The organism is Pantoea nemavictus (assembly GCF_037479095.1).
Classification (GTDB): domain Bacteria; phylum Pseudomonadota; class Gammaproteobacteria; order Enterobacterales; family Enterobacteriaceae; genus Pantoea; species Pantoea nemavictus.
The window spans coordinates 3,345,961-3,365,899 of the sequence record NZ_JBBGZW010000001.1 but is presented as its reverse complement, the minus strand read 5'-3'; the positions used below and the strand labels follow the sequence as shown (position 1 = coordinate 3,365,899).

Genomic DNA, 19,939 nt, shown 5'->3' with positions numbered 1-19,939 from the left:
ACGCTTCAGTTAAATGGTGCCGCGAACTTTCTCTGTCAGTTCCTGAGGGAACTGCATAGCCAGCATGATGTGTTCCACCATGCTGCATTTGCGACCTGTATTGGTATTCGTGATCACCCAGTACGGCGTGCCGGGAACATGCTTCGGCTTAGTATGGGTGCCATTTTGCAGCAGCGTGTGCTCGTCGCCCGCAAAGTAGACGCGGGTACGGCCCTGCAGCGAAGCCGTAGCTTCAGCAAACGCAGCCGGATCAAGACGATAGAGCGTTGACAGTACCAGCATGAAGCGGTTTACCGCCTTATTCTGCTCGGCATATTCGTCGGAAAGCAGCAGCTCACGTACCGCGCGCACACGATCCTGAGGACGCGCTTCGCGACTCGCTGAAGGTGCTTCTTTCACTGACGCACCCGCGGCGGGCGCAGCAGCTGCGCTCTGGCCGGCGGTGAACTTCAACATGCGGCGCAAAATATCTGAGGCGCTTTCACCAATGTGCTGCGTGTGGCTGGCAATATAACGGTAGAGTTCTTCGTCAACTTCAATCGTTTTCATCTTTTTCCGTACGATTCTGGCAAATGACAGAACCACGCATTATTGCAACGGCCTTAGCAAAATCCAGTCGTGCAAAACGTGAGCGGGTTCTAACATAAGGATTATAAAGTTAAATCCGTGGCAGCCGATAGCGTTGGCAACGTTTCCGGGCAAAAGTCGGAATATGCCCTAATGCCCGCCGGCCTGACTGCTGGACAGGTGAATCCATGATAACCTAAGCCAAGGTCACAACCGTAAGAACTTTAGCCATGATTTTGAACGCCCGTCTGCAAACTGAACAATCAGCCTCTGATGCCACACCCATTCTGTTAATCCATGGTCTTTTTGGCAGCCTTGATAACCTCGGCGTATTAGCGCGCGGGGTGCGTGATGCACGCCCAACATTGCAGGTTGATGTGCGTAACCACGGCCTGTCTGCACGCAGTGAGGTGATGAATTATCACGCCATGGCGCAGGACATGGTCGAAACGTTGGATGCGCACAACATTGAACGCGCTAGCGTAATCGGCCACTCAATGGGCGGCAAAATCGCTATGGCGCTCAGTGCCATAGCGCCAGAACGCATAGAAAAAATGGTGATGATCGATATCGCGCCGGTTGATTATCAAACTCGCCGCCATGACGAAATCTTTGCCGCTATCCGTGCCGTTAGCGCTGCTGGCGTGACGCGCCGCAGTGAAGCGGCTGAGGTGATGCGTCAGCACATTAATGAGGATGGCGTGATTCAGTTCATCCTCAAGTCGTTTGCCGAAGGTGAATGGCGCTTTAATGTGCCGGTGCTGTGGGAGAATTACACCACCATTTCCGGCTGGGAAGAGGTGCCTGCATGGCCGCACCCTGCGCTGTTTATTCGTGGTGGCGACTCGCCCTATCTGGATAATCAGCATCGCGATGCGCTATTGCGTCAATTCCCACAGGCACACGCGCATGTGATTAGCGGGGCCGGACATTGGGTGCATGCAGAGAAACCTGAGGCGGTGCTACGCGCGGTGCGTCGATTTTTTAACCTGTAAAAGCAAAAGCTTGCCGCGTGCGCTTTAGGGTTGGCGTCAAGGAAGGCGCTGGAGTATCATGTCGCGCTAAAAATTTGCCACGGATGATTTTTTCACCGTGGTCGGGCCGATAATGTTTTAATCGCGCAGCGCCTTTCCGCCGTTCGCGCCCACTCAGTTTTACAAACCATGGCAAAAGAACAGACAGACCGCACTACGCTTGATCTCTTTGCAGACGAGCGGCGTCCTGGTCGCCCGAAAACCAGCCCGCTGACGCGTGATGAACAATTACGCATCAACAAACGTAATCAGCTCAAGCGCGATAAAGTGCGTGGGCTGCGTCGTGTCGAGCTGAAGATGTCCAGCGAGGCGGTTGACGCGCTCAGCACGCTGGCCGACCAGCAAAACATCAGTCGCAGCGAATTGATTGAACAAATGCTGCTGGCACAGCTCAAACTGTCGTAACGCGCGAAGACCGCACGCTGGAACACAAAGTCACGGCTTTACAAGTTCCGCACTTTTTACCGGTCTGCTATTATTCGCATTACTGTGCAGTCAACTGACTTACTTTCACAATCAGGATCTAAGAGGTTACCTAACCCATGGCAATCGTAGGCATTTTCTTCGGCAGCGATACCGGCAACACTGAAAACATTGCAAAAATGATCCAGAAACAACTGGGTAAAGATGTCGCCGAAGTGCATGACATTGCTAAGAGCACCAAAGAAGATCTCGATGCGTTCGATATCCTGCTGCTGGGCATTCCAACCTGGTATTATGGTGAAGCGCAGTGTGACTGGGATGATTTCTTCCCGACGCTGGAAGAGATTGATTTCAATGGCAAGCTGGTAGCGCTGTTTGGTTGTGGCGATCAGGAAGATTACGCCGAATACTTCTGCGACGCGATGGGCACCATCCGCGACATCATTGAGCCGAATGGTGCAGTCATCGTCGGCCACTGGCCAACCGAAGGCTACCATTTTGAAGCATCTAAAGGTTTGGCCGATGATAAACACTTCCTCGGTCTGGCGATTGACGAAGACCGTCAACCCGAACTGACCAATGAGCGCGTTGAAACCTGGGTGAAGCAGATCTTCGATGAACTGCAGCTGAAAGAGATTATTGAAGCGTAATCCCCTGCTCTGCCCGATGTGCGCGCAAGTTCACATCGGGCAACGGAATTTCCTATAAAAATAATAGCTACGGTTTTTTAACTTTTCCCCGCAAATCTGTAGAATACCCGCAATGGTCATCCGCTTATTCCTCTGGCATTAGAATGAGGCTGAGTGAAATGGAATCCAAAACCCAAGCGTCTTGAAGGCGTTAGTGACATTATCCTTACTGCTTTTGGTGATTAAGGACGTTGCCTTGGTTTTCATTTCACTGCTTGAGTTCTATAATGAGACGCAAATGAGAATGCGCGTTGACCTAAACATTCAAGGCCCCTGCGCCGCAAGTGACTAGCAAAGTAACAGGACAATATCCGCATGACTGACAACAACTCCGCATTGAAGAAGGCTGGCCTGAAAGTCACGCTCCCCAGACTGAAAATTCTGGAAGTGCTTCAGGGACCCGGACCCGAGTCCCATCACGTCAGTGCGGAGGATTTGTATAAGCGCCTGATCGATATGGGCGAAGAGATTGGTCTGGCAACGGTATATCGCGTTCTTAACCAGTTTGACGACGCGGGCATCGTTACCCGTCATAATTTTGAAGGCGGTAAATCTGTCTTTGAACTGACCCAGCAACATCACCACGATCACCTGATTTGCCTCGATTGCGGCAAGGTTATCGAATTTAGCGATGAATCAATTGAAACGCGTCAGCGTGAAATTGCCACTCGCCATGGTATCAAACTCAGTAACCACAGCCTGTACTTGTACGGTCACTGTGCTCTGGGAGACTGCCGCGAAGACGACACGCTCCACGATAAGTAATTGAGTGTGCTATGCAGTATAAAAAAACCGGCGCTTGAGCCGGTTTTTTTATACCTGAAATCAGGCAACGATGGTTTCTTGCAGGTAACGCCAGCGCGGAATGCTGGTGCTGCAATCGAGAACCGCCAGTGAAATGCGGCTCTGATTGATGCCATTCATCATTTGTAATTCACGATATTGAATCGTCACCTCTTCGCTTTGCTGCGAGATAATGGCGTGCTCACTGGTCGCAATACGCATGCCTTCGCGTTGCCCATTCAATTGGCGAAACAGCGTTTCCATCTCATTAAGATCCAACTGTTTACCTTGCGGTGTCACCATTTTAAATTCGGGATGAAAGTGCGATAAAAACAGATCAATGCTGTCATCACTGCCTTCAACCTGATTGAAAATACGTTCGATAAGCTGATGTAATACAACCACACTGTGCTTGGCTTCCAGGGCAAGACTTGTCATTTTTTATCCTTTGATAACCCGCGGAGCAACGTTTGAGTGCGCATAGCCTACCTGAAAAAAAGTTTTTCACACTGGCAAATGGTTTAATTTTGCTAAAGTCAGAATAGTCGTAAATGAGGAATTAATCGCATCAACAGGAAGGCAGCATAAAAGATTGCAGGTGGCCAAATAGAGGCAATAAAAAAGGGCGATTGCTCGCCCTTTCATGATCTTATCGTGTTAGCGACAAAATAATTAATCGCCGATTTTCGCCCAGGTATCGCGCAATCCAACGGTGCGGTTAAACACCAATTTTGACGGCTGCGAATAAACGCTATCAGCACAGAAGTAGCCTTCACGTTCGAACTGATACGGTGCCATTGAATCGGCCTCGCGCAGACCAGGCTCAACGAAGCCCTGTTTAGTTTCGAGTGAGTTCGGGTTAATGGTGGTGAGGAAATCCTCAGCCGCGCCCGGATTTGGCACACTAAACAGACGATCATACAGGCGGAATTCCGCCGGCAACGCGTGAATTGCAGAAACCCAATGGATAACGCCTTTCACTTTACGCCCATCAGCAGGATCTTTGCTCAGCGTATCAACATCGCAAGTACAGTAGATACAGGTGATATTGCCTTCATCATCCTTCGCTACACGTTCAGCACGGATCACGTAAGCATTACGCAGACGCACTTCTTTACCCAGCACCAGACGCTTGTATTGTTTATTGGCTTCTTCGCGGAAGTCAGCGCGATCGATCCACACTTCACGGCTGAATGGCACTTCACGCGTACCCATCTCCGGTTTGTTAGGATGATTTGGCATGGTGATGATCTCTTCGTGACCCGCTGGCAGATTTTCAATCACCACCTTCAGGGGATCCATCACGGCCATCGCACGCGGCGCGTTTTCATTGAGATCGTCACGAATGCACGACTCCAGTGAAGCCATTTCTACGATATTGTCCTGCTTAGTAACGCCAATGCGGCGGCAGAACTCACGAATCGAAGCCGAGCTGTAACCACGACGACGCAAACCGGAAACGGTCAGCATGCGCGGATCGTCCCAGCCTTCCACAACTTTTTCGCTCACCAGCTGAGTCAGTTTACGCTTGGACATCACTGCGTATTCCAGATTCAGACGTGAAAACTCATACTGACGCGGGTGCACCGGAATGGTGATGTTATCCAGCACCCAATCGTACAGACGACGGTTATCCTGGAACTCCAGCGTGCAGAGAGAATGCGTAATACCTTCAATCGCATCAGAAATGCAGTGAGTGAAGTCGTACATTGGATAGATGCACCACTTGCTGCCAGTCTGATGGTGATCGGCAAACTTGATGCGATACAGCACGGGATCGCGCATCACGATAAAGCTGGATGCCATATCGATTTTGGCACGTAAACAGGCTTTGCCCTCTTCGAAGCCACCATCGCGCATTTTCTGGAACAGCGCTAAGTTCTCTTCCACGCTGCGATCGCGATACGGGCTGTTTTTGCCTGGTGCTGTGAGAGAACCGCGATACTCGCGGATCTCATCTGCCGACAATTCATCAACATACGCCAAGCCTTTATTAATCAGCTCAACGGCATAGTTGAAGAGTTGGTCGAAGTAGTCTGAGGAGTAACGAATGTTGCCGCTCCACTCAAAGCCCAGCCATTGCACGTCACGCTTTATGGATTCGACAAACTCCAGATCTTCTTTCACTGGGTTGGTGTCGTCGAAACGCAGGTTGCACTGCCCCTGGTAATCTTGTGCGATACCAAAGTTCAGGCAGATAGATTTCGCATGGCCAATATGCAGATAACCATTGGGCTCAGGCGGGAAACGGGTATGCACAGTGTTGTGCTTACCGCTCGCCAAATCTTCGTCGATGATCTGACGAATAAAGTTCGTTGGGCGGGCTTCAGCCTCACTCATCTCAAAATCCTCAAAAGCTATAACGGGTGATTTGTACCACGAAGTAACGGAGTATGATCCACAAAGCGCAGGAGGGAAACAACCGTTTGTTGGTCGTTTTAAAACAAAAAAGGCAGGAATCGCTTCCTGCCTTCTGGCTCAATCACAAGGACTTAGCCTTTAACCTCGTACAGCGGAGTTTGACCTGCAACCACTGAACCGGTTGCCAGTAAATTCAGACCCGCGAAATCATCGCTATTACTGACGACGACTGGACTGATCATCGAGCGCGCGTTGGCGTTGAGATAATCCAGATCCATTTCGAGGATTGGCTGACCTGCTGTTACCGTTGCGCCCTCTTCCACCAGACGCGTGAAACCTTTACCTTCCAGCGCAACCGTATCCAGACCCATGTGCACCACAATCTCAACGCCATTTTCCGCTTCGAGGCAGAACGCATGGTTAGTGTTGAAGATCTTCACCACGGTGCCAGCAGTTGGCGCGACAACGGTTTTTCCGGTTGGCTTGATTGCCAGACCATCACCCACTGCTTTACTGGCGAACGCTTCATCAGGAACATTTTCCAGCGCAACAATTTCACCGGTAACCGGAGCCAGTAACGTAGCGATTACCGCTTTTTCACTGTTCAGTACCGCCTGCGGTTTTGCCGCTGGAGCCGGTGCTACAGGTGACGCCGCTGCAGATGCCGCAACCGGGCCTTTGCTCAGTACCGTTTTCATCGCTGTAGCAATGCTTTCAGCCTGGGTGCCGACGATAACCTGTACGCTCTGTTTGTTCAGGCGAATCACACCTGAAGCACCCAGACGCTTAGCGACGCCTTCATTTACCTGTGCAGAGTCTTTGACGTTCAGACGCAGTCGGGTAATACAGGCATCGATGGTCGTGAGGTTTTCAGAACCACCCACGGCTGCAATGTAACGGCGCGCCAAAGATTCGGTTTGGCTTTCACCATTACCGCTATGGTCGACATTCACATCATAACCATCGGTTTCATCGCCCGCAGAGAGTTCACGACCCGGTGTCATCAGGTTAAATTTCTGAATGGTGAAGCGGAACACCGCATAGTAGATAACGAAGAACACCAGACCTTGTGGGATCAGCATCCACCAGTGCACGGCCAGCGGGTTGCGCGTCGATAGCACCATATCCACCAGACCCGCACTGAAGCCGAAACCGGCAATCCACTGCATGCTCGCGGCGATGAACACGGAGAGACCGGTCAGTGCAGCGTGAATCACATACAGTACCGGCGCCACGAACATGAAGGAGAACTCCAGCGGTTCGGTAATACCGGTAAAGAAGGCCGCAAATGCTGCCGCCAGCATGATACCGCCGACTTTGGCGCGGTTTTCTGGACGGGCGCAGTGATAAATTGCCAGCGCTGCCCCCGGAAGACCAAACATCATGATTGGGAAGAAGCCCGCCTGATAACGACCGGTGATACCTGGGATACCCGTACCTTCCGCGATAGACTGTGCGCCGCCCAGGAATTTAGGAATATCGTTGATACCCGCGACGTCGAACCAGAACACTGAGTTCAGCGCATGATGCAGGCCAACAGGAATCAGCAAGCGGTTAAAGAAGGCATAGACACCCGCACCCACTGAGCCCATCTTCTGAATGTGCTCACCGAAGCTCACCAGCCCACCAAAAATGAGCGGCCAGACATACATCAGCACGAAGGCCACGGCAATCATCAGGAAGGAGACAAGAATAGGCACCAGACGGCGGCCGCTAAAGAATGACAGCGCTTTTGGCAGTTCAACATGGCTAAAGCGATTGTAAACCTCAGCAGAGAGGATACCGACGAGGATACCGACAAACTGGTTGTTAATTTTGCCGAAGGCGGCAGGAACTTGCTCCACCGGCATTTTCTGAATCATCGCTACCGCTGCCGGTGAACAGAGTGTGGTTACCACCAGGAAGCCCACGAAACCGGTCAATGCTGCTGCACCGTCTTTATCTTTTGACATACCGTATGCCACACCAATGGCAAACAGCACGGACATATTGTCGATGATTGCCGAACCGGATTTGATCAGCAGTGCCGCCAGTGCATTACCTGCACCCCAGCTATCTGGATCGATCCAATATCCAACACCCATCAAGATTGCCGCTGCCGGCAAAGTCGCTACCGGCACCATAAGCGCGCGGCCGACCTTTTGCAGATATCCTAGAATACTCACCTTATTCTCCCCCTATGAGACTGGCGTTTTGCCGTAGCGCGAGTTGATTTTATTATCCCGTCGCCCGGTACCTTGATGACACTTTTGACCACGAGGCGCAGTGTAAAGATAAATTAATTCGCCTCGCAAATTAAAACCACTCCAACTGTGACTTTAATCACCAAAATGATGGTTTGATAATGCGAAATGCTAGCCAGCACCACAAACTTATTTTATGATGAAAAATATCGAGTCGCACTTTTCCCTAATGGCTACGCTTAAACGCATTACGCTTAAGGGCAGAATACTGTCAGAGAAACGGCAACTCCACATTTCCAATCTTAATTGAGGTGAAGACATGAGACTGATCCCTTTGGCCACACCGACCCAAGTGGGTAAATGGGCTGCACGCCACATTGTTAACCGCATTAATGCGTTTAAGCCTAGCGCAGAACGTCCTTTTGTGTTGGGTTTACCAACCGGTGGAACACCGCTGGAAGCCTACAAGCACCTGATCGACATGCACAAAGCGGGCCAGGTTAGTTTTAAGCACGTGGTCACCTTTAATATGGATGAGTATGTAGGTCTGCCAAAAGAGCATCCAGAAAGTTACCACAGCTTCATGTATCGTAATTTTTTCGATCATGTTGATATTCAAGAGCAAAACATCAATCTTCTCAATGGTAATGCCGAAGATATTGACGCAGAATGCCGCCAATACGAAGAGAAGATCCGCGCTTACGGCAAAATTAACCTGTTTATGGGCGGCGTAGGCAACGATGGTCATATTGCTTTCAATGAACCGGCTTCATCCCTCTCATCTCGTACCCGCATTAAAACCCTGACGCACGATACCCGCATCGCAAACTCTCGCTTCTTTAACGGTGATGTGGATCAGGTACCAAAATACGCGCTGACCGTTGGCGTTGGTACGCTGCTGGATGCAGAAGAGGTAATGATTCTGGTAACAGGTCATTTGAAAGCGCAAGCGCTGCAGGCCGCGGTTGAAGGTAACGTCAACCATATGTGGACCATTAGCTGCCTCCAGCTGCATGCAAAATCCGTCGTGGTATGTGATGAACCAGCAACGATGGAACTGAAAGTGAAAACCGTGAAATATTTCCGCGAAATGGAAGCGGAAAATATGAAAGGTGTGTGAAAACACGTTGTAAAAAAACCTGCTGCTGGTTGGCGGCAGGCTTAGCCGGGAGAGATAAACGATGTACGCATTAGTGAACGGCCGGATTTTTACCGGTCATGAAATTCTGGACAATCATGCAGTTGTGATTACGGATGGCCTGATTGAGCGTGTGTGTCCGCGTGATGCCCTGGACGCGGCAATGGCACAGCAGGATGTGGCTGGTGCGTTTATCGCTCCTGGTTTTATTGATTTGCAGCTGAATGGCTGCGGCGGCGTGCAGTTCAATGACGATATCAATGCGTTAAGCGTGGATACATTGGAGATTATGCAGCGTGCCAATGAAAAATCAGGCTGTACCAGCTATTTGCCAACGCTGATTACCAGCACCGATGCGCTAATGAAACGCGCAATCGAAACCATGCGCGCCTATTTGGCTAAGCATCAGAATCAGGCGCTGGGCTTGCACCTGGAAGGTCCGTGGTTGAACAAAGCCAAAAAAGGCACGCACAATCCTGAATTGATTCGTCTGCCGGATGCCGAGTTGGTGGATTTTCTCTGTGCAAACGCGGATGTCATCACTAAAGTCACGCTGGCCCCTGAAAACGCCGGCAGTGACGTGATTCGTCAATTACGTGATGCGGGAATTATCGTCTCAGCGGGTCACTCTAATGCGACCTATGAAGAGGCAAAAATCGGCTTTAGCGCCGGTGTGAGCTTTGCCACGCACCTCTATAATGCAATGCCAACGTTTGCCGGACGTGAGCCAGGTCTGATCGGTGCGCTGTTTGATTCGCCTGATGTATACTGCGGCATCATTGCAGATGGTTTACATGTCCATTACGCTAATGTGCGCAATGCAAAATGCATCAAGGGCGACAAACTGGTGTTAGTGACGGATGCCACAGCACCAGCTGGCGCTTCGATTGATCAATTCATTTTTGCAGGCAAAACAATATACTATCGCGATGGCCTTTGCGTTGATGAGAACGGTACGCTCAGCGGTTCTGCATTAACCATGATTGAAGCGGTGCAGAATAGCGTTGAACACTGTGGCATCGCTCTTGATGAAGCGCTGCGTATGGCAACACTTTATCCGGCGCAGGCAATGGGTGTGGAGAAACAGTTAGGTACGGTTGAAGCAGGAAAAGTCGCCAACCTGACTGTCTTTACCCGCGATTATCAAATCACTAAGACGTTAGTCAACGGAGACAACGTCCTCAGCGAGTAAGTATTGAATGACCACTGGCGGCCAGTCTCAAATAGGAAATGTCGATCTTGTTAAACAACTTAATAGTGCAGCCGTTTATCGGCTAATAGATCAACAAGGGCCCATTTCGCGCATACAGATAGCCGAACACAGTCAGCTTGCGCCCGCCAGTGTCACCAAAATCACCCGCCAGCTCATTGAGCGCGGCCTCATTAAAGAGGTGGAGCAACAAGCCTCCACCGGTGGGCGCCGCGCCATCTCGATTATTACCGAAACCCGTCATTTTCATACTATCGGCGTACGCTTAGGGCGTAATGACGCCACGCTGACGCTGTTCGATCTGAGCGGAAAATCACTGGCGCAGGAAGATTATCCGCTGCCGGAGCGCACCCAGGAAACGTTGGAGAATGCGCTGTTCAATGCCATCAGCGCTTTTATGGCATCACATCAGCGTAAGATTCATGAGCTGATCGCTATCGCGGTGATTCTGCCAGGTTTAGTCGATCCGATTAATGGCATCATTCGCTATATGCCGCATATCGCGGTAAGTCACTGGCCACTGGTTTCCAGTCTGAAAAAACGCTTTAACGTCACCAGTTTTGTTGGTCATGACATTCGCAGTTTGGCACTGGCAGAGCACTACTTCGGTGCAAGCCGCGACTGTGCTGACTCCATTCTGGTGCGTTTACACCGTGGTACCGGCGCTGGGATTATTGCCAATGGCCATATTTTCCTCGGCAGCAACGGTAACGTTGGCGAGATCGGCCATATTCAGGTCGATCCGTTAGGTGAACGCTGCCATTGCGGAAACTTCGGTTGTCTGGAAACCATCGCTGCCAATGGTGCGATTGAAAATCGCGTGCGGCACCTGCTTAATCAGGGCTATCCCAGCTCACTAACACTTAATGATTGCCTGATGCCGCAGATCTGTCGCGCAGCTAATCAAGGTGACGCGCTGGCGTGCGAAGTTATCGAATACGTCGGCCGCTATTTGGGTAAAGCGATTGCCATCGCCATCAACCTGTTCAATCCGCAAAAAGTGGTGCTGGCCGGTGAAATCACTGAAGCCGACAAAGTGCTGTTTCCTGCCATTGAAGGTTGCATCAATACGCAGACACTTCCGGCATTTCGTAAGAATCTGCCGGTGATGCGTTCCGAGCTCGATCATCGCTCGGCAATTGGCGCCTTTGCCTTAGCAAAACGCGCTATGCTGAATGGCATTTTGTTGCAACATCTGCTGGAAGAGTAATCACCAGCCTGCTATCTGGCAGGCCCGACCGGATGCAATCTATGACGATTAAAAGCGTAATCTGTGACATTGACGGCGTGTTGATGCACGACAACACCGCCGTTCCCGGCGCGAACGAATTTCTGCAGCGCATTCTGGCGAAAGATATGCCATTGGTGGTATTGACCAACTACCCATCACAAACGGCTCTTGATCTGGCCAACCGCTTTGCCAACGCGGGAGTTGAGGTGCCAGATTCGGTGTTTTATACCTCGGCGATGGCCACGGCTGACTTCCTCAAGCGTCAGGAGGGGAAAAAAGCCTATGTGATTGGCGAAGGTGCATTAATCCATGAGCTGTACAAAGCGGGCTTTACTATCACCGACGTCAATCCAGATTTCGTTATCGTGGGTGAAACGCGCTCATTTAATTGGGACATGATGCATAAAGCGGCGTTCTTCGTTGCTAACGGCGCACGCTTTATCGCAACCAATCCCGATACGCATGCGCGTGGCTTTGTTCCCGCCTGCGGGGCGCTCTGTGCCGGGATTGAGACCATTTCTGGCCGCAAACCGTTTTATGTTGGTAAGCCAAGCCCGTACATCATGCGCGCGGCATTAAACAAAATGCATGCGCATTCTGAAGAGACGGTGATTGTCGGGGATAACCTTCGTACCGATATTTTGGCAGGCTTCCAGGCCGGCCTGGAAACCATTCTGGTGCTGTCGGGCGTTTCAACGCTCAGTGATATTGATGCGATGCCATTCCGACCGGACTGGATTTACCCATCGGTCGCCGATATCGATCTCTTTTGATATCAGCCATAATCTCTTCTTATAGCCCTGCTCAAGTAGGGCTTTTGTTTTTGATGAGGTAAATCCCTCCTCCAGCGATCATCACCTGAACACAAATCGAGCAACAATCCAGATTTATTAGATACCATCTAAATTAAATCTGTATTTATTGAATAAAATACAAAGTTACGCGCCTATCAACATTCTTTTTATCAAAGGATCGTGATTTCACTTGCACTACCACCATCACTTAGCGCATTTTCTTATACATCACGCAGTCATTGCTGCCGGACAAACGTAGAAATAACTTCGCCACAAGGTGAGATCAGGAGTCAGTTATGTGTTCAATTTTTGGTGTGCTGGATCTGAAGAGCGATCCTATTGAGCTGCGCAAGAAAGCGCTGGAATCTTCTCGTCTGATGCGTCACCGCGGCCCAGATTGGTCAGGTGTTTATGCGGATGATAAAGCCATTCTGGTGCATGAGCGCTTGTCGATTGTTGACGTTAACAACGGCGCACAGCCGCTGTATAACGCTGACCACACCCACGTACTGGCTGTTAACGGTGAAATTTATAACCATCAAGCGCTGCGTGCCGAGCTGAGCGATCGTTACGCCTTCCAGACCGGTTCCGACTGCGAAGTTATTCTGGCGCTGTATCAGGAAAAAGGCGTTGATTTTCTCGACGAACTGCAGGGCATGTTCGCCTTTATTCTGTGGGACAGCGTTAAGCAGCAATACCTGATTGGCCGCGACCATATCGGCATTATCCCGCTGTATATGGGCAACGATGAGCACGGCAACCTGTATGTTGCTTCCGAAATGAAAGCACTGGTGCCAGTATGTCGCAGCATTAAAGAGTTCCCGCCGGGAAGCTACATGTCGAGCGCCGATGGTGAAATTCGTCGTTACTGGCAGCGTGACTGGATGGAATTTTCCGCCGTCGAGCACAACACCACCGACGCAGCAGAGCTGAAACATGCGCTGGAAGAGTCAGTGAAAAGTCACCTGATGTCCGACGTACCTTACGGCGTGCTGCTGTCTGGTGGACTCGACTCTTCCATTATCTCTGCCGTCACCAAGCGTTTCGCCGCAAAACGTGTAGAAGATGCCGATAAGAGCGATGCCTGGTGGCCGCAGCTGCACTCCTTTGCGGTGGGCCTGGAAGGTTCTCCAGACCTGAAAGCAGCGAAATCGGTGGCAGAGCATCTTGGCACCGTGCACCACGAAATCCATTTCACCGTGCAGGAAGGTCTGGATGCGATTCGTGATGTGATTTATCACATTGAAACCTACGATGTGACCACCATTCGCGCATCTACGCCGATGTATTTGATGTCGCGTAAGATCAAAGCGATGGGCATCAAAATGGTGCTGTCAGGCGAAGGTGCGGATGAAGTCTTTGGCGGCTATCTCTATTTCCATAAAGCGCCAAACGCTAAAGAATTCCATGAAGAGAACGTGCGTAAATTGCTGGCTCTGCATATGTTTGACTGCGCTCGCGCCAACAAAGCGATGTCCGCCTGGGGCGTGGAAGCGCGCGTACCGTTCCTCGATAAGAAATTCCTCGACGTGGCGATGCGTATCAACCCGGAAGATAAACTGTGCGGCAGCAACGGCAAGATGGAGAAACACATTCTGCGTGAATGCTTCTCTTCATATCTGCCAGAAAGCGTGGCGTGGCGCCAGAAAGAGCAGTTCTCTGACGGTGTTGGCTACAGCTGGATCGATACGCTGAAAGAAGTGGCGGCGAAGCAGATCACTGACCAACAGTTGTCGACTGCGCATTTCCGCTTCCCGTACAACACACCGAACTCGAAAGAAGCGTATCTGTATCGCGAAATCTTTGAGGAGTTGTTCCCAATTGCCAGCGCTGCAGAGTGTGTACCGGGCGGTCCATCGGTGGCCTGTTCTTCAGCTAAAGCCATCGAGTGGGATGAAGCCTTTAAATCAATGGATGACCCTTCAGGCCGTGCCGTAGGTGTGCATCAGTCCGCTTATAAATAAGGTTTTTACTCAACAAGATAAGGGGCTCAAATGAGCCCCTTTTTTGTGCAATCGATGATGTCATGAGTGAAAATTGCCGAATAAACCACCAGCCTGGTTACAAGCCAGACAAACAGGCGTTTTAAGGCGAAAAACGGCAAAAAAATTGTTGACGCTACAAGACTCAATACGCATAATGCGCCCCGCAACGCCGATGAAGGTTACGCGAAAAAGATGGCTACGTAGCTCAGCTGGTTAGAGCACATCACTCATAATGATGGGGTCACAGGTTCAAATCCCGTCGTAGCCACCATCTTTTTGCGGGAGTGGCGAAATTGGTAGACGCACTAGATTTAGGTTCTAGCGCCGCAAGGTGTGCGAGTTCAAGTCTCGCCTCCCGCACCATTTCAGTCTTCGGCAGCCGGATGGGGTATCGCCAAGCGGTAAGGCACTGGTTTTTGATACCAGCATTCCCAGGTTCGAATCCTGGTACCCCAGCCAATCCGGAATATGTTGTGGATACAAAATCGACGAATGGGATATCGCCAAGCGGTAAGGCACCGGTTTTTGATACCGGCATTCCCTGGTTCGAATCCAGGTATCCCAGCCATCGTCGGATGCAGTAAGCAGTACCAAGGCTACGTAGCTCAGCTGGTTAGAGCACATCACTCATAATGATGGGGTCACAGGTTCAAATCCCGTCGTAGCCACCAAATTATTGGGGTGTCGCCAAGCGGTAAGGCTCTGGTTTCTGATACCAGCATTCCGGGGTTCGAATCCCTGCACCCCAGCCATAAAAAGACAATTTGATTAAACACCTATTGGGGTGTCGCCAAGCGGTAAGGCACTGGTTTCTGATACCAGCATTCCGGGGTTCGAATCCCTGCACCCCAGCCAAATTGCACAATAAAGCCCGCTTTTGCGGGCTTTATTGTTTTCTGCGTTCGGGCATAAACCCGGAGCGCATTGATGCGCCCCCTACGATTTATAAACCTAGCGCGTAGCGCAGCACCTTGCGTTTTAACGCTCCGGCATTCTCCGCGGCAATCAGCGCCAGATTGCGCGCAAAGCGTAATGGCGGCAGCTTATTACTAAATGCGAAATAGAACAGATCCATCCCGCCCTGCATCAGTAAGTTGTCTTTATAACGCTGACGATGATAACGCTGCAGCACGGCATCCGATGCCCAAAGCTCCGCCTGGCTGCGCGCCTCAACCAGCGTAGTGATCAAAGCATCCACATCCCGATAGCCCAGATTAACACCCTGCCCGGCCAACGGGTTGATGGTATGCGCCGCATCCCCCACCAGCGCTAATCCGGGCATCACATAACGCGTAGCATGACGTCGCACCAGCGGGAACGATGCTGCGGTTTTGACTTTAAAGTTTCCCACACGGGCCGGAAAGTTCGCATGAATCTCTTTCTCCAGCTGTGACAACGGCAAACTTTGCAGCTGACGAATACGCGCCGGCGCGTCATACCACACCAGCGAAGCACGACGATCAAACAGCGGCAGGAAAGCACGTGGCCCTTGCGGCGTAAACTGCTGCCAGGTGGAGTCGCCAACATCCTGCTCGCACTCCACGCTGATAAGCATACAGGATTGCGCATAGTGCCAGCCTCGCACGCCAATGCCCGCTAATTGACGCACCCGAGAGTTGGCACCATCTGCGCCGACCACTAAACGCGTATCCAGCGTTTGGCCGGTATCCAGTTGCACATGCCAGCCAGCGCTGTGCGGCTGCAAACCCTGTAAACTCGCCGGGCAAATTAGCGTGATGCCCTCTTCCTGCATCTTTTCCCACAGCGCCCGCTGCAGCACGCTGTTCTCCACCATGAAGCCCAGCTCAGGTAAGCCAAGCGACGCTGCATCAAATGATACATGCGCGTTTTGCCACTCCCAGGTTTCCAACTGCCGATAAGGTGCACAGCGCATATCCAGAACGCGCTGCCAAACCTCCAGCTGCTGCAGTAGCGCGACTGAGGAGGCACCAATCGCGGAAATTCTCACATCCGGCTCGCTGCTAGCATCAAAGGCCGCTGGCTCCGCTCGTTCAATCACTGCCACGCGGAACTGTTGCTGCGCCAGACCACACGCCAGCGCCGCGCCAACCATGCCACCGCCCACGATCACCACATCAAAATGTGAATCCTGCATCGACTCTAATCCTTCTTTTTGCCGTGAGACCTTACAGCATCACGTTGATAGCTAAAGTGTACCGGAAATTCGTCATTCGATGCGACGTGCATGCGTGAAGTATGCAGGGTTAGCTGGTCACAGCTGCAGCGAGGCATTACAATACGCGCCCTGCACTTCGCGTTAACCAATGGCTAGTTCGATGACCAAAAAACTGCATATCAAAACCTGGGGCTGTCAGATGAATGAATATGATTCATCGAAGATGGCCGATCTGTTGAACAGTACGCACGGCTATACCCTCACTGAGGCAGCTGAAGAAGCGGACGTTCTGCTGCTCAACACCTGCTCAATTCGTGAAAAAGCGCAGGAGAAGGTTTTTGCACTGTTAGGCCGTTGGAAAAAGCTGAAAGCCGATAATCCTGAGGTGATCATCGGGGTGGGTGGTTGTGTAGCCTCGCAGGAAGGTGAACGTCTGCGTCAACGCGCCAGTTACGTTGATATCGTGTTTGGTCCACAAACGTTGCATCGCCTGCCGGAGATGATCAACACCGTACGCGGCAGTAAAAGCCCAATCGTAGACATCAGCTTTCCGGAAATCGAAAAATTTGACCGCCTGCCCGAACCGCGCGCAGATGGCCCAACCGCGTTTGTTTCCATCATGGAAGGCTGCAACAAATACTGCACTTTCTGCGTGGTGCCTTACACCCGCGGTGAGGAAGTAAGCCGTCCAAGCGACGATATTCTGCTTGAGGTCGCCCAGTTGGCCGCTCAGGGCGTACGAGAAGTTAACCTGCTGGGCCAGAACGTCAATGCCTATCGCGGTGCCACCTTTGATGGCGATATCTGTACCTTTGCTGAATTGCTGCGCTTAGTGGCGGCAATCGACGGCATTGACCGTATTCGCTTTACCACCAGCCATCCGATTGAATTTACCGATGACATTATCGAGGTTTATCGTGATACCCCCGAATTGGCAAGTTTCCTGCACCTGCCCGTCCAGAGCGGCTCGGATCGTATCCTGACCCTGATGAAGCGTGCTCACACCGCACTGGAGTACAAAGCGATTATTCGCAAGCTGAAAGCGGCGCGTCCGGATATCCAGCTGAGCTCTGATTTCATCATCGGCTTCCCGGGTGAGACACAGCAGGACTTCGAGCAGACCATGAAGCTGGTGGGCGAAGTGAATTTCGATGTGAGCTTCAGCTTTATTTACTCGATGCGCCCAGGCACGCCAGCGGCCGATCTGCCAGATGATGTGTCGGAAGAGGAGAAAAAGCAGCGTCTCTACATCCTGCAAGACCGCATCAATCAACAGGTAATGGCGTGGAGCCGCCGCATGTTGGGCACTACGCAGCGCGTACTGGTCGAAGGAATTTCACGCAAGAATGTGATGGAGCTGACCGGTCGTACCGATAACAACCGCGTAGTGAATTTCGAAGCGCCGGTTGAAATGATCGGTAAGTTTGTTGATGTTGAAATTGTTGATGTCTACGCCAGCTCACTGCGTGGCGTGCTGGTGCGCACCGAAGAGCAAATGGCGCTGCGTGTAGCAGAGAGTCCAGCGTCGGTGATTGCCCGTACCCGCAAAGAGAACGAAATCGGCGTTGGTCTGTTCCAGCCTTGAAACCTCAAACGTTGAGCGATAGCGCACAAAGCGCTGTCGCCTGTTTCATCCTGTCGCCCTTGCTTTCCGCAGACGCTGCCCAAATATCGTTTCTGAAGCTTGCGCCTATGCGCAGCGCCATAAATAATTCCATAAAGATGCTGAACGCTTTGATGCCAGCATCCGGCACACCTTTTCAACTGGCCCTGAGTGACCTTAAGGATTCATTTGAATATCGAAACGCGTGAAATAGCCCTTGAACCGGCAGATAACCAACGACTGATGAGCTTGTGCGGTCCGATGGATGACAATGTGAAGCAGCTAGAGCGCCGTTTGGGCCTTGAAATCAAACGTCGCGATAACCTGTTCACGCTGACTGGACGCTCGCTGTGCGTGGACGCTGCCGTGAATATCCTGCGGACCCTGTACGTTGATACCACCCCGATGCGTGGTCAGATTAAAGATATCGAACCGGACCAGATTCACCTGGCGATCAAAGAGAGCCGCGTATTGGAACAAAGTGCTGAGAGCGTGCCGGAATTCGGCAAAGCGGTGAATATCAAAACCAAGCGCGGCGTGATCAAACCGCGCACGCCTAACCAGGCGCAATACATCGCTAACATTTTCGCGCACGACATCACTTTTGGTATTGGCCCGGCCGGTACTGGTAAAACCTATCTGGCGGTGGCTGCCGCGGTGGATGCGTTGGAACGTCAGGAGATTCGGCGTATTTTGCTGACGCGTCCGGCGGTGGAAGCCGGTGAAAAACTCGGCTTCCTGCCCGGCGACCTCAGCCAGAAAGTGGACCCCTATTTGCGTCCACTCTACGACGCGCTGTTCGAAATGCTCGGCTTTGAGCGTGTAGAGAAACTGATTGAGCGTAACGTCATCGAAGTCGCTCCGCTGGCCTACATGCGCGGACGCACGCTGAACGATGCCTTCGTCATTCTTGATGAGAGCCAGAACACCACCATCGAGCAGATGAAAATGTTCCTGACGCGTATCGGCTTCAATTCCAAAGCGGTGATTACCGGTGATATAACGCAGATTGACTTGCCGCGTAGCACCAAATCCGGCTTGCGCCACGCCATTGAAGTGCTGGCAGAAGTCGATGAGATCAGCTTTAACTTTTTCCACAGCGAAGACGTGGTGCGTCATCCGGTTGTCGCACGCATCGTGAATGCTTATGAAGCCTGGGAAACCGCCGATCAGAAACGCCGTGATCAACAGGCAGAAGAGCGCAAACGCGAAGCTATCGCGGCTCAGCTTGCCACTCAAACCAGCCCGCAGGAGCGTTCATGAGCGCGGTGATTTTAGACTTACAGCTGGCCTGTGCCGATGAAAACCATCTGCCTGCGGAGAGCGATTTTCAACGCTGGCTGGAAGCGGCGGTAACACCCTTTCAGCCGGAAAGCGAAGTCACTGTTCGCCTGGTGGATGAGGCGGAGAGTAATGAGCTTAATCTGACTTATCGCGGCAAAGATAAGCCGACTAACGTGCTCTCTTTCCCGTTTGAAGCCCCACCGGGAATTGAGTTACCGCTACTGGGCGATCTGATCATTTGCCGCCAGGTTGTCGAGCAAGAGGCTGCTGAACAAGGCAAAACCGTTGAAGCGCATTGGGCGCATATGGTTGTGCACGGTACGCTGCATCTGCTGGGGTACGACCATATCGAAGATGAAGAAGCCGAAGAGATGGAGGCGCTGGAGACCGAGATAATGCTTGCTCTTGGTTATCCTGATCCGTACATTTCGGAGAAAGAAGACGCCTGAGCCGTTGGTTCAGGTTATTGCGCTGCTGGCGCGGATGCCAGCAGCCCCAATCCCTCATTAGAGAGAAC

The 19,939-nt window shown here is 51.6% G+C and carries 17 protein-coding genes and 7 tRNA genes; 19 read left to right on the top strand and 5 right to left on the bottom strand.

Annotated elements, in window-relative coordinates; genetic code table 11:
• Positions 1 to 9 precede the first annotated feature (9 nt).
• The gene (gene seqA, locus WH298_RS15425) at positions 10 to 549 is read right to left on the bottom strand and encodes a replication initiation negative regulator SeqA (RefSeq protein WP_049850904.1); all 540 of its coding nucleotides are present in this window, start codon (positions 547 to 549) and stop codon (positions 10 to 12) included.
• A 248-nt stretch (positions 550 to 797) separates the two neighbouring features.
• On the opposite strand from seqA, the gene ybfF reads away from it, so the two are divergent.
• The 4 genes from ybfF (at position 798) to fur (ending at position 3,478) form a co-directional block, all read left to right on the top strand.
• Positions 798 to 1,562 carry an esterase gene (gene ybfF, locus WH298_RS15420; RefSeq protein WP_180823258.1) on the top strand — a complete coding sequence of 255 codons (765 nt, stop codon included), beginning with the start codon at positions 798 to 800 and terminating at the stop codon, positions 1,560 to 1,562.
• Between the two features lie 168 nt (positions 1,563 to 1,730).
• Positions 1,731 to 2,006 (top strand): LexA regulated protein, encoded by a 276-nt coding sequence (gene ybfE / locus WH298_RS15415; RefSeq protein WP_007890670.1) that lies wholly within the window; start codon positions 1,731 to 1,733, stop codon positions 2,004 to 2,006.
• A gap of 137 nt (positions 2,007 to 2,143) precedes the next feature.
• Entirely contained in the window at positions 2,144 to 2,674 is a 531-nt protein-coding gene (gene fldA, locus WH298_RS15410; RefSeq protein WP_007890671.1) for a flavodoxin FldA, read from the top strand.
• A gap of 354 nt (positions 2,675 to 3,028) precedes the next feature.
• Positions 3,029 to 3,478, top strand: coding sequence for a ferric iron uptake transcriptional regulator (fur, locus tag WH298_RS15405; RefSeq protein WP_007890672.1), 450 nt, complete (start codon positions 3,029 to 3,031; stop codon positions 3,476 to 3,478).
• 60 nt (positions 3,479 to 3,538) lie between these two features.
• On the opposite strand, the gene WH298_RS15400 is transcribed toward fur, so the two are convergent.
• The 3 genes from WH298_RS15400 to nagE all read right to left on the bottom strand — a co-directional run bounded on the left by WH298_RS15400 (position 3,539) and on the right by nagE (position 8,016).
• On the bottom strand, positions 3,539 to 3,934 hold the full coding sequence (locus tag WH298_RS15400) for a hypothetical protein (protein ID WP_180823257.1): 396 nt from the start codon (positions 3,932 to 3,934) through the stop codon (positions 3,539 to 3,541).
• Between the two features lie 234 nt (positions 3,935 to 4,168).
• Positions 4,169 to 5,836: a glutamine--tRNA ligase gene (gene glnS, locus WH298_RS15395; RefSeq protein ID WP_049850900.1), complete on the bottom strand. Its 1,668-nt coding sequence runs from the start codon at positions 5,834 to 5,836 to the stop codon at positions 4,169 to 4,171.
• A 152-nt stretch (positions 5,837 to 5,988) separates the two neighbouring features.
• A complete protein-coding gene (gene nagE, locus WH298_RS15390) occupies positions 5,989 to 8,016 on the bottom strand; it encodes an N-acetylglucosamine-specific PTS transporter subunit IIBC (protein ID WP_036621574.1) in 2,028 nt (675 codons plus the stop codon).
• 343 nt (positions 8,017 to 8,359) lie between these two features.
• Between nagE and nagB the strand changes: the two genes are divergently transcribed.
• The 12 genes from nagB to WH298_RS15330 all read left to right on the top strand — a co-directional run bounded on the left by nagB (position 8,360) and on the right by WH298_RS15330 (position 15,253).
• On the top strand, positions 8,360 to 9,160 hold the full coding sequence (gene nagB, locus WH298_RS15385; RefSeq protein WP_007890676.1) for a glucosamine-6-phosphate deaminase: 801 nt from the start codon (positions 8,360 to 8,362) through the stop codon (positions 9,158 to 9,160).
• Positions 9,161 to 9,221: 61 nt separating this feature from the next.
• Positions 9,222 to 10,370, top strand: coding sequence for an N-acetylglucosamine-6-phosphate deacetylase (nagA, locus tag WH298_RS15380; RefSeq protein ID WP_180823256.1), 1,149 nt, complete (start codon positions 9,222 to 9,224; stop codon positions 10,368 to 10,370).
• Positions 10,371 to 10,377: 7 nt separating this feature from the next.
• Positions 10,378 to 11,598 carry a DNA-binding transcriptional regulator NagC gene (gene nagC, locus WH298_RS15375; RefSeq protein WP_007890678.1) on the top strand — a complete coding sequence of 407 codons (1,221 nt, stop codon included), beginning with the start codon at positions 10,378 to 10,380 and terminating at the stop codon, positions 11,596 to 11,598.
• 41 nt (positions 11,599 to 11,639) lie between these two features.
• The gene (locus tag WH298_RS15370) at positions 11,640 to 12,392 is read left to right on the top strand and encodes an HAD-IIA family hydrolase (RefSeq protein ID WP_036621535.1); all 753 of its coding nucleotides are present in this window, start codon (positions 11,640 to 11,642) and stop codon (positions 12,390 to 12,392) included.
• Between the two features lie 317 nt (positions 12,393 to 12,709).
• Positions 12,710 to 14,377 (top strand): asparagine synthase B, encoded by a 1,668-nt coding sequence (gene asnB, locus WH298_RS15365; RefSeq protein ID WP_007890680.1) that lies wholly within the window; start codon positions 12,710 to 12,712, stop codon positions 14,375 to 14,377.
• A gap of 215 nt (positions 14,378 to 14,592) precedes the next feature.
• Positions 14,593 to 14,669, top strand: a tRNA-Met gene (locus WH298_RS15360).
• A gap of 7 nt (positions 14,670 to 14,676) precedes the next feature.
• Positions 14,677 to 14,761, top strand: a tRNA-Leu gene (locus tag WH298_RS15355).
• A 21-nt stretch (positions 14,762 to 14,782) separates the two neighbouring features.
• Positions 14,783 to 14,857 (top strand) — tRNA-Gln (locus WH298_RS15350).
• A 34-nt stretch (positions 14,858 to 14,891) separates the two neighbouring features.
• A tRNA-Gln gene (locus WH298_RS15345) sits at positions 14,892 to 14,966 on the top strand.
• A gap of 26 nt (positions 14,967 to 14,992) precedes the next feature.
• Positions 14,993 to 15,069, top strand: a tRNA-Met gene (locus WH298_RS15340).
• Between the two features lie 6 nt (positions 15,070 to 15,075).
• Positions 15,076 to 15,150, top strand: a tRNA-Gln gene (locus WH298_RS15335).
• 28 nt (positions 15,151 to 15,178) lie between these two features.
• Positions 15,179 to 15,253 (top strand) — tRNA-Gln (locus WH298_RS15330).
• Positions 15,254 to 15,341: 88 nt separating this feature from the next.
• On the opposite strand, the gene ubiF is transcribed toward WH298_RS15330, so the two are convergent.
• Entirely contained in the window at positions 15,342 to 16,514 is a 1,173-nt protein-coding gene (gene ubiF, locus WH298_RS15325; RefSeq protein ID WP_180823255.1) for a 3-demethoxyubiquinol 3-hydroxylase, read from the bottom strand.
• A gap of 181 nt (positions 16,515 to 16,695) precedes the next feature.
• On the opposite strand from ubiF, the gene miaB reads away from it, so the two are divergent.
• From miaB to ybeY, 3 genes are all read left to right on the top strand, one after another.
• Positions 16,696 to 18,120, top strand: coding sequence for a tRNA (N6-isopentenyl adenosine(37)-C2)-methylthiotransferase MiaB (gene miaB / locus WH298_RS15320; protein ID WP_180823254.1), 1,425 nt, complete (start codon positions 16,696 to 16,698; stop codon positions 18,118 to 18,120).
• Between the two features lie 207 nt (positions 18,121 to 18,327).
• Positions 18,328 to 19,401, top strand: coding sequence for a PhoH family protein (locus WH298_RS15315; protein ID WP_180823253.1), 1,074 nt, complete (start codon positions 18,328 to 18,330; stop codon positions 19,399 to 19,401).
• A complete protein-coding gene (ybeY, locus tag WH298_RS15310) occupies positions 19,398 to 19,871 on the top strand; it encodes an rRNA maturation RNase YbeY (protein ID WP_007890684.1) in 474 nt (157 codons plus the stop codon). Before WH298_RS15315 ends, ybeY begins: the two co-directional genes overlap by 4 nt.
• Positions 19,872 to 19,939: the final 68 nt, after the last annotated feature.